Below are 15011 nucleotides of genomic sequence, written 5' to 3'. Positions count from 1 at the left end.
ACGTGCCTCAGAGCAGGTAGCGTTCTCCCGAGTCGGGCAGCACGGTCACGATCGTCCCGCGCACCCTGCGCGCGATCTCCACGGCCGCGTGGACGTTGGCGCCGGAGCTCGGCCCGACGAGGAGCCCCTCCTCGCGGGCGAGCCGCCGCGCCATGCGCGAGGCGCCCGCTTCGGTCACCGTGAGGATCTCGTCGATGAGCGATCGCTCGAGGATCGCCGGGACGAAGCCGGGGCCGATGCCCTGGATGCCGTGGGGGCCGGGGCCTCGCCCGGAGAGCACGGCGCTCTTCGTCGGTTCGACGGCGCAGATGCGGACCGCGCTGCCGAGCTGATCCCGGAGCACGCGACCGCAGCCGGTCAGCGTGCCGCCCGTGCCCACGCCGGCGACGAAGGCCGCGATGTCGCCGCCGGTCTGCGCGAGGATCTCGAGGCCGGTGGCGCGCGCGTGGGCGCCGGGGTTCGCCGGGTTCTGGAACTGCTGGCTCATCCACCCGCCGGGGGTCGCCTCGCAGATCTCGATCGCGCGGGCGACCGCGCCGGCCATGCCCTGGCCCTCGGGCGTGAGGACGATCTCGGCGCCGTACGCGCGGAGGACGTGCCGGCGCTCGACGCTCATGTCCTCGGGCATGACCACCACGCAGCGGTAGCCGCGCACGGCGGCGATCATCGCGAGGCTGATCCCCGTGTTGCCGCTCGTCGCCTCGACGATGGTCGACCCTCTCCTGAGGATCCCTTCGCGCTCGGCGCAGAGCACCATGCCGAGCGCCGCCCTGTCCTTGACGCTGCCGCCCGGGTTCATCGACTCGAGCTTGCCGTAGACGACGCCTCCGCCCTCGGGCGAGATCCGGGCGAGGCGGACGAGCGGCGTGCCGCCGATGAGCGACAGGGCGTCCGGCACGACCGGACCGACGCGGACCGCGACAGCAGGCGGAGGAGCCGAGCTATCGCCGGGCGCGTCGGGCGGGCTCGGCGGTTCGCCGCCCGGCGCTCGAGGGGACGACATGCCGCCAGTGTACACGTGAACAGGGCACCCCCGGGCACGCGCCGGAGCGCGCGCCCCTCCGGGGGCGCCGGCCCGCTTTACATCGAGATCTCCGAGAGCACCCCGTAATGATCCGAAGCGGCGACGCCGTTGCGGATCTCCTCGAAGACGACCCTCGACGAGAGGGGCTTGCCTCGCCCCTGCGCGTCCGGGCCGCGGACGAAGACGTAATCGATGCGGCGCGGGTACTCGTTCGTGATGGCCGCGAACGGGTTCCGCGCGGGATCGAAGGTGAACCCGGGGCCCTTGCCCGCCTGGTCGAAGGTGTCGGCGAAGTACACGCTCTTCTGGTTCAGGGCGTGCAGCCCCTTCATGAACCGGATCTCCGTGGCCTCGGGCTGCGCGTTGAAGTCGCCGACGACGATGGGCGGCAGGCCTTCCATGGGCGCCTCGCGCATGACGATGTCGGCCACGGCCGCGACCTGCGCCTCGCGCACGGCGCCGTGGTGGAACTTCCAGTTGAGGTGGGTGACGAAGAACGGGATCGCGCCGTGGGGCGACCCGAGCTCGGCGAGCAGGATCGAGCGCTTCTCGTCGGTCTCGCCCGTGGGCAGGGGGAACGCCTGGCTCCGCGCGATCGGCCAGCGCGACAGCGCGGCGTTGCCGAAGAGCACGCCGCCGCCGAGGTCGTGCGCGGCGCCGAACGCGGCCTCGTAGCCGAGCCCGTCCGCGATGCTGTCGGCCAGCGATCGGCCCTCGTACGACAGGACCTCCTGGAGGCCGACAACGTCGGGATCGAGCTCGCGGAGCCCCTCCCGGATGAGCTCGAGGCGCGCCTCCCACGGGTCGTGGCGGTTCCAGATGTTCAGGGTGAGCACCCGGAGGGAGCTGCGAACACGGATGCCGGATCCGCCGTGCGGGGCGCCGCTGACCCCGGAGCCTTCTCGAGGACGTTCCATGTCGACGGGCTACGCCAGCTGCGCGCCCGGATCCAGCCGTGATACGAAGGGCCCGGCGCAGGCCGCTGCCCCTCCGGCGCGGAAGGGCGGCCTTGACCGGGAGAACCCTGAATGATCACGTGTGCTCGTCGACGCGGGCGGCCAGGATCGGCCTCCTTCCGACCTCGGACCTCGCTCTGCATGACCGCGAGCTTCCTCCTGCTCGCGCTGGCCGCCGGTTGCGAGAGCAAGATGGATCCCAAGGAGTGCGACAAAGTCCGCGGCGACGCCTTCGAGCTGGTGAACAAGGCGCAGCACTGCAACACGGACGCCGACTGCCGTCAGAGCGAGTGGCCGGGCTGTGCGAAGCCCATCAGCAACGCGACCTTCGACAAGATCAAGCCCATGTCGGAGAGCTACAAGACGGGCAAGTGCGAGGAGCCCAACGTGGACTGCAAGCCCCCGCCGGAGTCGTACTGCAAGCAGGGGCTCTGCGTTCACCGCGAGCTCGGCACGGCGGAGGGGGCGGGCAACACGCCCACCGACCAGATCCAGATCCAGTGATCCCCGCGACGCCGTCCGCCAGCGCGCCTCGCGGGCCGCTGCGCGGCGGCGCTGCCCGCGCGTGGCGCGCGCCGGCCCGCCCCGCGCGCGGGGCAGCGCCGCCGGGCGCAAACGGGCGCGCCGCCTCGGTACGCGCTTGACGCGCGAACCCGCAGAGGCCACGGACGCGGCCGTGAGCGAAGGCTTCTATCGCGGCAAGCGCGTCGTGGTGACCGGCGCCGGCGGGTTCATCGGCAGCCACCTCGTCGAGGCGCTGATCCGGGAGGGCGCGCGCGTGAGGGCGCTCGTCCGGTACACCTCGGGCTCGCGGCGCGGGCACCTCGACCGGCTCCCCGAGGACGTCCTCGTGGAGGTCGAGGTCGTCCCCGGCAACGTGGAGGACGCGGGCGCGGTCCGGTCGCTCGTGCGCGGCGCAGACGTCGTGTTCCACCTCGCGGCCCTGATCGGGATCCCGTACTCGTACGTGGCCCCGCAGCAGTACGTGGCGACGAACGTGCAGGGCACGCTGAACGTCCTCGAGGCGGCGCGCGAGCACGGCGCGCGCGTTGTCCACACGTCGACGAGCGAGACCTACGGCACCGCGCGCTACACGCCCATCGACGAGGCGCACCCCCTGACCGGCCAGTCCCCGTACTCGGCCACGAAGATCGGCGCCGACAAGCTCGCCGAGAGCTATCACCTCTCGTTCGGCCTCGAGGTGGCGACCATCCGGCCGTTCAACACCTACGGCCCGCGGCAGTCGTCGCGCGCGATCATCCCGAGCGTGATGCAGCAGCTCGCGGCCGGCAGCGCCGCGCTCCGCATCGGGAGCACCACGCCGGTGCGGGACCTCAACTTCGTGACCGACACCGTCGCCGGCTTCCTCCTCGTCGGATCGAGCGCGCGGGCCGTGGGGCAGACGCTCAACGTCGGGAGCGGGCGCGCCATCTCGATCGGCGATCTGATCCGGCTCATCTTCGAGGTGACGGGCAAGCGCGCGGAGCTCGTGACGGACGAGGCCCGGGTGCGCCCTGACGCGAGCGAGGTCATGGTGCTGCTCGCCGATTTCCGTCGCGCCGCGGAGCTCGTCGGCTACGCGCCCCGCGTGCCGCTCGAGGAGGGGCTCGCGCGGACGTACGCCTATGTCGAGCGTCACCTCACCGATTACCGGCCGCGCGAGTACGCGATCTGACGCGCGCCGCCGCGCGGCCGGGGGCCAGCGCCTCGCGCGCCCTCTCCGCGAGGCGCCGGCTGGATGGATGGAAGGCCATGTGGAAGATACCTCTCAGCGATCTCTCGTTCGGCCCTGAAGAAGCCGAGGCCGCGCGGCAGGTCGTCGCGTCGGGCTGGTTGACGATGGGGGAGCGGACGGCGCAGTTCGAGCGGGAGCTCGGCGAGGCGCTCGGCACCCCGAGGGTGCTCGCCGTGACGAACTGCACCGCCGCTCTGCACCTCGCGTACACCGCGCTCTCCGTGGGCCCCGGCGACGAGGTGATCTGCCCGAGCCTCACGTTCGTGGCGACCGCCAACGCCGCGCTCCTGTGCGGGGCCAACGTGGTGCTCGCCGACATCGTCGGCGACGACGACCTCGGCGTCGATCCCGCCGACATCGTCCGCAAGATCACCCCGAGGACGCGGGCGATCGCGGTCGTCCATTACGCCGGCTACCCCTGCGACATGGACGCGATCTCCGCGATCGCGGCCGAGCGGGGGCTCGCGGTGGTCGAGGACGCGGCGCACGCGCCGCTCGCGAGCTACCGGGGCAGGGCGCTCGGGACGCTGGGGGACGTCGGCTGCCTGAGCTTCTTCTCGAACAAGAACCTCGCGGTGGGCGAGGGGGGCGCCGTGATCGCGAGGGACGACGCGCTCCACGCGCGCATGCGGCTCCTCCGCGCGCACGGGATGACGACGCTCACCCTCGATCGGCACAAGGGGCACGCGTTCACCTACGACGTCGTGGAGGCGGGCATGAACTACCGCATCGACGAGATCCGCAGCGCCATCGGCCTCGTGCAGCTCGGCCGGCTCGCGGCGGGAAACGCGCGTCGGCGCGCGCTCGCGGCGCGCTACCACGAGCGCCTCGCCGGGGTGCGGGGCCTCGGGCTGCCGTACCGCGACTTCTACGCGCGCGGGCTGGGGGAGAGCGCGCACCACCTCATGCCGGTGCTCCTGCCCGAGGGCACCTCGCGTGAGGCCGTGATGGAGGCCATGAAGGCGCGCGGGATCCAGACGAGCGTGCACTACACGCCGATCCACCGCTTCTCGCACCACGGTGCCTCCGAACGGGTGCGCAAGGAGGGGCTCTCGCGGACGGACGCGATCGCGGGCCGCCAGCTCACGCTGCCGCTCCACCCGCGCATGCCCGACGCCGACGTCGACGCCGTGTGCGAGGCGCTCGCCGCGTCACTCGGGTAGGTACCGCTGCCGGTTCTTCTCGAACTCGTCCTGCGCCTCGGCGAAGTCGTCGCTCCTTCCGATGTCGAGCCAGTGGCCCCGGAAGGGGAAGGTGGCGACCGGCTCGCCGGCGCCGAGCAGCGCGTGCATCAGGTCGTCGAACCCGAACGGCCGGCCCTCGGGGATGAAGCGCAGCACGCCGCGGCTCATCGCGTAGATGCCCATGCTGACCCAGAACGTGTACGTCGGCTTCTCGCGGAAGCTGACGACGCGCCCGTCGGGGCCGAGGTCGAGCACGCCCAGGTCGATCTTCGAGGCGCGCTCGCAGACGGCGACGGTGAGGGGCGATCCGGTCGACTCGCCCGTCCGGTGGAGCGCCGTGAAGTCGAGATCGCTGAGGATGTCGCCGTTCATCACGAGGAAGCGCTCCGGCAGGTCCCGCTCGATGACCCGGAGCGGACCCACGGTCCCGAGCGGTGTGTCCTCGCGCTGGTAGGAGATGCGCAGCCCGTATCGGCTCCCCTCGCCGACGACCGCCTCGATGAGCGCGGCCTGGTGGCCGACGCACATCACGACGTCGGTGACCCCCGCCCGGGCCAGCTGCCGGAGGAGGATCTCGACGATCGTGTGATCCCCGATCGGCATCAACGGCTTCGGGATAAGCGCGGTGTAGGGGCGGAGCCGGGAGCCTTTGCCGCCGGCAAGCACGACTGCCTTCATGCGGTGACGTATACCCACGCGCTGCCCCGACGGGGGACCATTCCGCAGAATTTCACGCTCGCCCGGCCTGCAGCGTCCTCTCCGATTGACTCTCTTCGGGCTGCTCTATTACTGGTTGGAGAGCGTCCCGCGGCAGGTCAGCCCCGGCGTGGGGCGATTCACCCTTCACAGGCGACTTGGGCAGCAATCATGACGATGGTACCTCCCTCCCGTACCCCCGCCAGGAAGCGCCGGAAGCTCGGATATCGAGGCAGCGGCACCTTCGCGATGTGCAGCGCCGGCCCGCACCCGGGCGGTCCGCTCTTCCGGCAGCTGTGCACGCTCGCTGACCGCTTCAACGCCTGCGAGGACGATCCGGCCGCGGCGCAGATCGGGAGCGTGCTCTCGCTGCTCGCCCTCTACGCGACCAAGCCGAACGACCGGGATTTCCGGTTGCCGTTCGGCTCTTTCGTCATGGATCTCGCCCTGGCCGACGAGGCGCGCGCTCGGGCGCCGGGCGCCGGGCCCATCCCGTACGGGCGCCTGCTGCTCGCTCGCTGACCTGGGCTTCATGAGCACGCGAGAGCTACCGACACGCCCAGCGGGGCGCAGCAAGCGGACGGCATCGGCCTCGGTGGTGCTCATCGTGAGCGCCAGCGAGCAGCTCGCGGAGCGTTGCCGGCGGCTGGTCTTCGTCGAGGGCGCCGACCTGCTCGCGTGCGATCTCGTGTCGCTGCGCGGCAGCGCGGCATGGCTGAACCCGCTGGCCATCGTGATGACCCAGGACGTGCGGGCGTTCGACCCGGAAGGGTTCATCGAGCTGTCGCGGCGCATCGGCGCCGAGCTCGTGGTGCTCCCCTCCGAGAGCGTGCCGGATACACAGCTCGCCGCGATGATCACGGCGGCGCTGGACATCGCCCAGCGCCGCCGGACCGACTGATGGCGACGAGCCGCGGTCGAGGCCGCGTCAGTCGCGCGGCGGGAGGACGTCGCCGGATCGGCTCGCCCGCAGGCACCCCTCGTCGAGGCCGAGCTTGCACGCCTTCGTGAACAGCTCGACCGCCTTCCGGTCGTCGCGCTGCACGCCCTCACCCTCCGCGTGGAGGTGCCCGAGCTCGACGCACGCGTGGGCGTTCCCGCGCTCGCAGACGCGCTGGAACAGCGCGGCCGCGCGACCGGGATCGGCGCTCGCGCCCTGGCCGTGGAGGTAGGCCCTGCCTGCCGCGAGGCACCCGAGGTTCGCGCCCGCGTGGCACGCGCGCGCGTGCCAGTAGAGCGCCGCCTCGTCCGCCCCGCTCGCCCCGCCGGCGCCGTCCGCGCGCGCGAGCCGATCGTGGTAGGCGTCGCCGAGCCGCAAGCAGCCGCGCGCGCTCCCCTCCGCGCACGCCTTCTCGAACAGCGTCATCGCTCGCTCCACATCGATCGAGACGATCGCTCCACCCAGGTACATCGAACCCAGCGTCACGCAGTCCTCGATCTGGTGGTCGGCGCAGCCGTTCGTGCAGCCGACGAGATCGTCCGCCTCGCAGGGCAGCCGCAGCGGCGGCGGGGCCGCCTCGGCGCTCACCGCGGCCCGCGGGGTCGCCGCGCGCCCCTCGGGTGCAGGTCGACCCGGCTCGGCGGGGCGCCGCGCCGCGGTCGCGCTGCTGCAGCCGCAGAGGAAGAGCGCGCCGAGGAGCGGCGGGGCGAGTTCGCGCACGTGCATGCTCGAACTCATGACACACAGGGAGCGCTCTCCCAATGCCGCCCATCGGGCGCGTTCAGCGCCGCCGCGTTTGCCCCGGGCGCGCGCGTTTGCCCCGGGCGCGCGGGGTACGGGGACGCTCCAGGGCTGGTCCCGCGCCGGGCCTCGGTGTACACGGGGCCGATGCCCCAGATGAGCCCTCCTCCGCTGCAAACGCTTGATGAGCCGAACCTCGAGGCGCTCGTCGAGCTGATGTTCCTCGCGGCGTTCGCCGACGGCGAGTTCAGCCCGGAGGAGAAGATCCATTTCGCCCGGAGCGTAGAGTCGCTCACGGATCGACGGATCCCGCAGAGCACCATGGACACGCTCCTCCAGAGCGTGGTGGAGCAGCTCCACAGGGAGGGCCGCGCGGCCCGGCTCGCGTCGCTCAAGGAGCGGCTGGCCAGCCCGCAGGCCCGGAAGGTCGCCTTCTTCCTGGCCGCTCAGGTCGTGGTCGCCGACGGGATCGTCAGGAGCAGCGAGCGCGAGCTCTTGCTCGACGTGGCCGCGGCGCTCGAGCTCGATCAGGCCGAGGCCGCGGAGATCGTGCGGAAGCTCGCCGCTTCATGAGCGGCCGGCCGCCCTCGGCGCTCCGCGTCCGGGGCGCCATGGACGCCCCCTGCGCCGCGAAGGCGGGCTGCTGCGCGGGGCGAGCGTGGCGGGGTGAACGGGCGCCGGCGTTTTCGGTTACGATGGCCTCGCCGTGACCTGGTCCTCGACTGGCAGTTTCCTGATCCCGTTTCCGGTGCCGGGCTCAGCGCTGACGTCCACTCGGGGGACGTACGTGATCGGGGCGCTCATCGGCGACGGGCAGTATGGCTCGGTGTACGAGTGCAGCGGGCCGTTCGATCAGGTGTACGCCCTGAAGATGCTGCGGCCTGCGAACAAGCCCTACCAGGTCGTCAAGGAAGAGTGGTCGCGCGAGATGCTCCGCCTGGAGAGCTTCCGCCATCCGAACATCGTCTACATCCACGACGCGTTCGAGGTGAACTACCTGTTCTACCTGGCGCTCGAGCGGTGCGACACGAGCCTCCGGGCGCTGCTCGGCGCCCCGTTCCAGCCGCCGCTGCTCCTGGAGCTCTCGCGCCAGCTGCTGATGACGCTGCAGTACCTGCACGACAACGGCGTCGTGCACGCCGATCTGCACGCGGGCAACGTGCTCATCTCGCAGCTCGACCACAGGCCGCTCGTCAAGCTCACCGACTTCGGCGTGGCGCACCAGCTCGACGGCGTCACCCGCTGGTTCCGCCCGCAGGTCGCGAACCCGAAGATCCTCGTGCCGGAGCTCGTGACGGCGGGCTACACGACGACGCAGAGCGACCTCTACCAGCTCGGCCTGCTCATGTACCAGATGCACACAGGGCAACCGGCCATCGACGTGAACGTCGCCTACGAGGAGATCACGCGGCAGATCGCCGAGGGCACCCCCCGGCAGAAGGCCGAGGCGCTCGGCACGCCGCTCAGCCAGGTGATCGCCAAGCTGCTGCGCCGCCGCGACGCCTACCGCTACCACTCCGCGCGCGATGTCTGGGACGATCTGCGCCAGCTCCGCTGGGCGTAGCGCGATCTCCGCTGCGTCCCGCGCGCGTTCCGGGCTAGATCTCGCGGCATGATCGCCGCCGCAACGCCACGCGTCGTCTCGCTCACGCCCGCGGTCTTCCACCTGCCGGACGCGGTGAACCAGGTCTCCCGCACCTACGGGGAGAGCCCGATCGTCCCGCGTGGCCCCCGGCTCCGGCCGCTGCTCGACAGGGCCCGGCACGGCATCGTCGAGGCCCTCGGCGCGCCCGGCTACGAGGCCATCCTCCTCACGGGCTCGGGATCGACCTCCATGGCCGCCGTGCTCGGCTCCTGCTTGCGGCGCGACGAGCGGCTCCTCGTCGTCCGGAACGGCGCCTACGGCGACCGGATCTTCGAGTACGCCGCCACGCTCGGCCAGCCGGCGGTCGACATGTGCCTGCCCTACGGCGAGAGGCCGGACCTCGCGAGGATCGAGGCCATCCTGGCGGCGGACGAGGTCGACGCGGTGGCCATGGTCTACGGGGGCACGTCGACGTGCACGTTGAACCCCGTGCCCGAGGTCGGCGCGCTCGCCCGGAAGTACGGCAAGAAGCTCCTCGTCGACGGCATCAGCGCGCTCTTCGTCGAGCCGCTGGCCCTCGAGGGCTCAGGCATCGCCGCCGTCATGGGCTCGTGCAACAAGGGCCTCCACAGCCACCCCAACCTGACGGTGGCGCTGGTCCGCAAGGACCTGCTCGCCGAGATGGAGCGGATCCCCGCCCGCGTACCGAGCCTGGAGCTCCACAAGACGTGGCGCGCCCAGCAGGGCGGCGCGCACCCGTACACGATCGATCCGATGAGCCTCTGCCAGGTGATCGCAGCGCTGGATCACCTCGCCGCGACCGGCGGCGTCGCCGGGCGTCACGCCGTGTACCAGGCGCGCTGCGCGATCCTGCGCCCCGGCTACGAGCGCCTCGGGCTGACGATCGCGCGCTGGGAGAACATGCCGCTCCAGTCGATCGGGACGGCGCTGCACATCCCGGCCGGGCGGACCTATGACGAGATGGCGAGCCGGCTCGCCAGCGAGCCGGTCGATGGGCACGTGTTCGAGATCTACGCGGCCCAGGGGAAGCTCTCGGACCGGCTGTTCCGGATCTTCCACATGGGCGAGTACCCGCTCGAGGCCTACGAGATCTTCCTCAAGGCGCTCGCGCGCGTCGTCTGAGCGCGGCGCCCGCGGCTTACTTCGCGCGGCCGCCCGCGGCTCACTTCGCCTCCTTGGGCGCCTCCTTCTTCTCGGCCGGCGCCGCGGGCTTGTTGCCCTTGGCCGCCTTGTCGCCCGCGGGCTTGGCCGCCTTGTCGGCCGTGGTCTTCCCGGCCTTGTCCTCCCCGGCCGCGTCCTTCGCCGCGTCGCCGACGCCGAGCAGCTCGATGTCGAAGACCAGCGTCGCCTTGGCCGGGATCTTCGGCGGGCTGCCCGCGTCGCCGTACGCGAGGCGGGAGGGGATCGTGAGCTTGCGCTTGCCGCCCACCTTCATCCCGGCCACGCCCTGGTCCCAGCCCTTGATGACCTCCGACGCGCCGAGCGTGAACTCGAACGGCTCGCGGCCGACGGAGGAGTCGAACTCGGCGTTGTTCTTCAGCAGGCGCCCCGTGTAGTGGACGCGGACTTTGTCGCCGTCCTTCGCCTCCGGGCCGGTGCCCACGACGGTGTCTTCCTTGATGAGATCGGCGGGCTCCGGCTCGGCGGGCTTCACCGCCGGCACGGCGCTGCCCGGCGGCAGATCCGGCTCGGGGACCTTCTCCTCGCAGCCCGCGACCGGGCCGAGGAGGACAGCGCAGGAGATGGCGATGACGATCTGGAGAGGCTTCATGGCGCCACGTATTACGCACCCGGCGCGGGGCGATCAACGGTCACCCGCCGCGCCCGGGGCCTCCTGGCCGTCCGGGTTTCCGTTGCAGCGCTCCGGCCCGCGCGGTTAGGGTGCGGCCACCTTGGCTCGCGCGTTCTCCGTCGCTGCCCTGGCGATCGCCGAGGGGGGCGCCAATGCCGTTGGCGCGGTGCGCTTCACCTGCGCCGAGGCGGAGCTCGAGGTCGAGCTGGTCCGCGTCGCCGGCTACGCCGAGGGGTTCGCCCTGGGCGCCGTGGCGGCGCCGGTCCGCTTCGGGGTGCCTTACACAGCGATCCGCGGCCTCTTCCGGCGCGGCAAGGCGCTCTGCGTGGCGCTCGATCCGTCCGCGTGCTCGCCGCACAACTGCTTCGTCCTCGCGCGCTTCGAGGGCGATCTGCCCGGCGTGCCCGGCGTGACCTCGCCGGCGGCGATGGAGGCGATGGAGAGCGCCTACCGCGCGCGCCTCAACGCCCGCATGGCGAGCTGGATCGCGCCGGCGCCGCTCGGCGTGCTCGCGGCCGCTCTGTCCCCCGACTATCTCGCGAGCGGCCCGCTCGGGACCGCGTCGCTCGCGTGCCTCGTCGCGCTCGCGACCTGGCTCGCGCTGCGCTTCGTCGCGCGGCTCGCGACCTGGGGAGGGCCGCCCTCGGACCGCCTGCGCGACGCGCTCGTGGCGGAGATGTCGAGCCGCATGGGCTTCGCGTCGGAGCGGCTCGCGGCCTCGTCCCCCGGCTCGCCGGCTGCGCCCGTGTTCGCGCCCCGCCCGACGCCGCTCGGCGAGCGGCCGGGGCGCGAACAAAGGCGCGGCGTCGAGGAGGGGATCGACGCGCTCCCGCTCCGGGCCCGCGTGCTCGTGCCGGCGGCGCTCGCGGTGATCGGCATCGTGGCGACGATGGCGTTCGTGCAGCGGTTCGCGGCGCCCCGCGATCAGCCGCCGGCCGAGCGACAGGCGGCGCGCGGCGTCGTGCAGGCGACCCGCGGAGCCACCGCCGCGCTCCTCGCGAGCGAGGTCCGGGAGCGCGCCGAGCCGTCGTTCCCGCACTGCCTCTGCGATCGCGCCGACTCGCCGCTCTGGCGGGCGGGGGTGCCGATCCTCAGCCTGCTCGGATCGACAGGGCCGGACGACGGCGCCGGGGTGATCGCGCCGATCCTGCGGCAGGAACGCGCGGACGACGACGCGGAGAGCGAGGCCGGCGCGGGGCAGGGCGACGCCGCCGGGGAGCCGGGCGACGCCGGGGTGGACCCGGGCGACGCGGGCCGGGACGGCGGCGCGACGCGGCCGGCGCGCGGCCGCTACGACTTCGAGCTCGCGGTCGTGAACAACAGCGGCGCGCCCGTCAGCGACTTCCGCGTGCTGCTCACGTTCGCGCGGCGCGATCGCCGCGGCGAGCGCGCCGGCATCACCGAGCGCGGGCTGTTCTGGGAAGGCGCGCTCGGGCCGGGGCGCGCGGTGAAGTGGCACGTCGAGGCGCCCGGCACGGAGGTGAAGATCGAGCCGGGCGTGACGGGCATGCTCGACGGCGAGACCGGCGTGGCGTCGCCCGACGCCTTCTTCCAGCTCACGCGCGCGCGCTACCGCGTGGTGCGCATCCACGCGGCGATGATGCTCGCCTGGCTCCGCGACCCGCGCGCCCGCGACGCGCTCGTGTCGCTCCTGCCCGCCGCGCCCGCGGAGGAGGCGATGCTCGGCCGGATCCGGCGCGCGACGGCCGATGTCATCCCCTGCTCGGCCGCGGTCGTCGAGGGGCGGCTTCGCGCGTGCCTCTTCAACGGCGGCGTGAATCCGGTGCGCGGCGTCACGCTGCGCGAGGTCGCGGCAGGCGAGGGCAGCGCGCCGCGCTCCTGGCCCGTCGCGGCGACCTTGCCGGTGCACGAGGGGGTGGAGGTGACGCTGCCCCTCGCGGGGAGCGCGGCGCCCGAGGAGCTCGAGGTGGTCCCGCAGGACCGATGAGCCGATGATGGGGGGATGAAGAGAGGCTTCAGGGCCGCGGTCGCCCTGGGCACCCCGCTCGCCGCCGCGTTGGCGCTGCTCGCGGGGGCCCGCGAGGCCGCCGCGTGGGCGCCGCTCGATCTCGAGGTCGTCCCCCGCTGGCGCGAGCTGCCGGTCGGCTACCACATCAACGGGGGGACGATCCCGGGGCCGCTCTCCAGCTTCGCTGCCGCCAGCATCGAGGCCGGCTTCGCGGCGTGGTCGAGCCCCGGATGCACGGCGTGGGAGGCCGATCTCCTCGGCGACACGGACGACGGCTACGACTTCGACGACGGCAAGAGCGTGTTCCTCTGGATCAGCGACAGCTGGCCTGGCGAGCTCGGGCAAGCCGGCTCGGTCATCGCCGTCACGATGCCGGTCTGGGATCCCGACGGCGTCATCGGCGAGGCCGACATGATCTTCAACAACGTCGGCTTCTGCTGGGACGACACGGGCGAAGGAGACTGCATCGATGTGCGGTCGATCGCGACGCACGAAGAAGGGCACTTCCTTGGCCTCGGCCACACGAACGTGCGCGGCGCGACGATGCTGGGGTTCTACCCGGGCGGCACGTCGGCGCGCACGCTCGAGGACGACGACATCGAAGGCGTCTGCGCGCTCTACCCGATCGCCGGGACGGGCGCCGCGAGCTCGGGCGGCGGCGGCTTCGGCGCGGGCGCGGCGGCGACCTCGGGCGGCGCGGCGTCGGGGAGCGAGGACGGGCCGAAGAGCGGCAATGGGGACGAGGCCGAGGGCGACGCCGGCTGCTCCTGTTCGGGCGCTGGCCAGCCGCCGAGCGCTCGCGGCGCCCTGCCGATGACGGCGCTCGGCGCGCTGCTGGCCCTCTGGTGCAGGCGGCCGCGCCAGACCCTGCGCGAGCGGCAGCAATCGGGCCGGGCAGGAGGGCGGGCCGCCCGCGTTGTCGCGCGGACGGGTGCGCTTTACAACCCAGCGCAGCCGGGGCAAACGTGCCGCCATGCCCGAGCCGAGCACCGCAGCGTTCGAGGCGGAGGTCGCGTGTGCCCTCCGCTCCCTTGAGGCCGAAAGCACCGTTCCCTCCCTCGATCCGCTCGGCGATCCGGCCGGGGCGGCGTGCGCGCTCTCGGCGGAGGGCGCCGGCGCGCCGCTGATCCTCCGGGTGGCGCCCGAGCTTGGCGCGCTGCGGCGGGAGCAGGATACGGGCTTCGGCCCGGCGCCGCGGGACCCCGTGTGGCTCCGGATCGAGCGCGGCGCGAGCGTCGTCCGGCTCGCGCCGCTGAGGCTCGCGGGCGCCCGCCACGCGCGGCCCCAGGCAGGCGGCGTAGAGGCCAGCGCGGGCGCGGCCGGGGAGGGGACGGCCGAGCCTCGCGACGCGGTGGGCGTCCAGGTGATCTCGGAGCGGCGCCCGTGCTGCGGCGCACCCACGTGCGCGCGCGAGCGGACCTACGTCGCCGCCTGGCTCGCGCTCGCCGGGCCCGCGCGCGCCACGGAGGCGCGGCGCCTGCTCGTCGCCGAGGCGCAGGATCTCGAGGCCGAGCGCGCGGAGGCGCTCGTCGAGGCGGTGGCGGCGCCGCTCGCGACTGCGCTGGGCGTCCCGCTGGAGACGGCGCGGGGGACCGAGCCGCCCGGCGCCATCGCGCCGCGGCCCCTCCCGGAGCCCGCGCCGACGCCGCTGCCAGCGCTGCCGGCCGCCGCGCTGTCGCGGTTCGCGATCCGGAGCGAGGGCGAGCTCCTCGTCTTGCGGGACCACGCGAGTCACGGCCCGCGCGGCTCCGCGGCCCGCAACGCGCTCATCGGGGCCGCGCTGCTGCTCGCCGCGCTCGCGCTCTGGATCCAGGTCATGCGGAGCGTCTCCGCGGGGGACAGCGGCATTGCCATCGGCGTCGGCAGCGCCGCCGCGTTGCTCTCGCTCGCGGGCTACGCCTTCCTGGGCGTCGCCAGGTTCTCGTCCCGTTACGCGGCGCGCTCCGCCCCGGTCGTGTCGTTCGGCCCGGGCCGCTTCGTCGTCGCCCCCTGGGTGAGCCGCACCGGCGCGATCGACCTGCGCCCCGAGGGCCGGCTCGGGGCGGCCGTCTCCGCCGGGGAGGTCCGCGACATCCGCGTGCTCCCGCGCGGCGACCGGTTCGCGGTCGAGATCGACACCGACCACGGGCCCATCGACGCCCTCCTCACCGAGCGCGAGGACGTCGCGCGCTACTGGCGGGACGCGATGGATCGCGCCGTCGCCTCGGTGCGCCACGCCGGCGGTCCCTCCGCCAAGCAGCGCCTCCGGGCGCGCGCCCAGGCGCAGCAGGCCTCCGCGGCGGGCTGAGCCTTATCGGCGCTCGTCGCCTGCGAGGGGCGTACGCAAAAAGATGTCCGGCACGAGACCGCTCGAGTGTCGTAGGGGCGG

At 73.3% G+C, this 15011-nt stretch carries 16 protein-coding genes; 11 read left to right on the top strand and 5 right to left on the bottom strand.

Annotation, left to right across the window (positions count from 1 at the left end):
- Nucleotides 1-7: 7 nt before the first annotated feature.
- Nucleotides 8-1003, bottom strand: a complete 996-nt coding sequence (cysK, locus tag POL72_RS04095; RefSeq protein ID WP_276596376.1) for a cysteine synthase A — start codon at nucleotides 1001-1003, stop codon at nucleotides 8-10.
- 77 nt (nucleotides 1004-1080) lie between these two features.
- Nucleotides 1081-1941, bottom strand: coding sequence for an endonuclease/exonuclease/phosphatase family protein (locus tag POL72_RS04090; protein ID WP_272093683.1), 861 nt, complete (start codon nucleotides 1939-1941; stop codon nucleotides 1081-1083).
- Between the two features lie 180 nt (nucleotides 1942-2121).
- Here POL72_RS04090 and POL72_RS04085 point away from each other — a divergent pair, with 180 nt between their 5' ends.
- The 3 genes from POL72_RS04085 (at nucleotide 2122) to POL72_RS04075 (ending at nucleotide 4878) form a co-directional block, all read left to right on the top strand.
- Nucleotides 2122-2484 (top strand): hypothetical protein, encoded by a 363-nt coding sequence (locus POL72_RS04085; protein ID WP_272093682.1) that lies wholly within the window; start codon nucleotides 2122-2124, stop codon nucleotides 2482-2484.
- 172 nt (nucleotides 2485-2656) lie between these two features.
- Nucleotides 2657-3655: an SDR family NAD(P)-dependent oxidoreductase gene (locus tag POL72_RS04080; RefSeq protein WP_272093681.1), complete on the top strand. Its 999-nt coding sequence runs from the start codon at nucleotides 2657-2659 to the stop codon at nucleotides 3653-3655.
- A 77-nt stretch (nucleotides 3656-3732) separates the two neighbouring features.
- Nucleotides 3733-4878 carry a DegT/DnrJ/EryC1/StrS family aminotransferase gene (locus POL72_RS04075; RefSeq protein ID WP_272093680.1) on the top strand — a complete coding sequence of 382 codons (1146 nt, stop codon included), beginning with the start codon at nucleotides 3733-3735 and terminating at the stop codon, nucleotides 4876-4878.
- Here the strand turns inward: POL72_RS04075 and POL72_RS04070 are convergent.
- Nucleotides 4867-5577, bottom strand: a complete 711-nt coding sequence (locus POL72_RS04070) for a nucleotidyltransferase family protein (protein WP_272093679.1) — start codon at nucleotides 5575-5577, stop codon at nucleotides 4867-4869. The genes POL72_RS04075 and POL72_RS04070 overlap by 12 nt on opposite strands.
- A 189-nt stretch (nucleotides 5578-5766) precedes the next feature.
- Here POL72_RS04070 and POL72_RS04065 point away from each other — a divergent pair, with 189 nt between their 5' ends.
- Entirely contained in the window at nucleotides 5767-6117 is a 351-nt protein-coding gene (locus POL72_RS04065) for a hypothetical protein (RefSeq protein ID WP_272093678.1), read from the top strand.
- Nucleotides 6118-6127: 10 nt separating this feature from the next.
- Nucleotides 6128-6496 carry a hypothetical protein gene (locus POL72_RS04060; protein WP_272093677.1) on the top strand — a complete coding sequence of 123 codons (369 nt, stop codon included), beginning with the start codon at nucleotides 6128-6130 and terminating at the stop codon, nucleotides 6494-6496.
- A gap of 27 nt (nucleotides 6497-6523) precedes the next feature.
- Here the strand turns inward: POL72_RS04060 and POL72_RS04055 are convergent, their stop codons facing one another.
- Entirely contained in the window at nucleotides 6524-7261 is a 738-nt protein-coding gene (locus POL72_RS04055; RefSeq protein ID WP_272093676.1) for a tetratricopeptide repeat protein, read from the bottom strand.
- 171 nt (nucleotides 7262-7432) lie between these two features.
- On the opposite strand from POL72_RS04055, the gene POL72_RS04050 reads away from it, so the two are divergent.
- The 3 genes from POL72_RS04050 to POL72_RS04040 all read left to right on the top strand — a co-directional run bounded on the left by POL72_RS04050 (nucleotide 7433) and on the right by POL72_RS04040 (nucleotide 10004).
- Nucleotides 7433-7849 (top strand): tellurite resistance TerB family protein, encoded by a 417-nt coding sequence (locus POL72_RS04050; RefSeq protein WP_272093675.1) that lies wholly within the window; start codon nucleotides 7433-7435, stop codon nucleotides 7847-7849.
- Nucleotides 7850-7982: 133 nt separating this feature from the next.
- Nucleotides 7983-8840, top strand: coding sequence for a serine/threonine protein kinase (locus tag POL72_RS04045; protein WP_272093674.1), 858 nt, complete (start codon nucleotides 7983-7985; stop codon nucleotides 8838-8840).
- A 48-nt stretch (nucleotides 8841-8888) separates the two neighbouring features.
- Nucleotides 8889-10004, top strand: a complete 1116-nt coding sequence (locus tag POL72_RS04040) for a pyridoxal-phosphate-dependent aminotransferase family protein (RefSeq protein ID WP_272093673.1) — start codon at nucleotides 8889-8891, stop codon at nucleotides 10002-10004.
- Nucleotides 10005-10044: 40 nt separating this feature from the next.
- Here the strand turns inward: POL72_RS04040 and POL72_RS50165 are convergent, their stop codons facing one another.
- Nucleotides 10045-10653: an FKBP-type peptidyl-prolyl cis-trans isomerase gene (locus POL72_RS50165; RefSeq protein ID WP_276596374.1), complete on the bottom strand. Its 609-nt coding sequence runs from the start codon at nucleotides 10651-10653 to the stop codon at nucleotides 10045-10047.
- Between the two features lie 121 nt (nucleotides 10654-10774).
- Between POL72_RS50165 and POL72_RS04030 the strand changes: the two genes are divergently transcribed.
- Genes POL72_RS04030 through POL72_RS04020 form a run of 3 tightly spaced genes read left to right on the top strand, consistent with a single transcriptional unit; the run spans nucleotide 10775 to nucleotide 14930 of the window.
- Nucleotides 10775-12622: a hypothetical protein gene (locus POL72_RS04030; RefSeq protein WP_272093672.1), complete on the top strand. Its 1848-nt coding sequence runs from the start codon at nucleotides 10775-10777 to the stop codon at nucleotides 12620-12622.
- A gap of 15 nt (nucleotides 12623-12637) precedes the next feature.
- Nucleotides 12638-13678, top strand: a complete 1041-nt coding sequence (locus POL72_RS04025; protein ID WP_272093671.1) for a matrixin family metalloprotease — start codon at nucleotides 12638-12640, stop codon at nucleotides 13676-13678.
- Nucleotides 13617-14930, top strand: a complete 1314-nt coding sequence (locus POL72_RS04020) for a hypothetical protein (RefSeq protein ID WP_272093670.1) — start codon at nucleotides 13617-13619, stop codon at nucleotides 14928-14930. Before POL72_RS04025 ends, POL72_RS04020 begins: the two co-directional genes overlap by 62 nt.
- The last annotated feature ends 81 nt before the right edge of the window (nucleotides 14931-15011 follow it).

Source organism: Sorangium aterium (assembly GCF_028368935.1).
In the GTDB taxonomy this organism is placed as follows: domain Bacteria; phylum Myxococcota_A; class Polyangia; order Polyangiales; family Polyangiaceae; genus Sorangium; species Sorangium atrum.
This window is presented reverse-complemented; position numbering and strand designations above follow the sequence as displayed.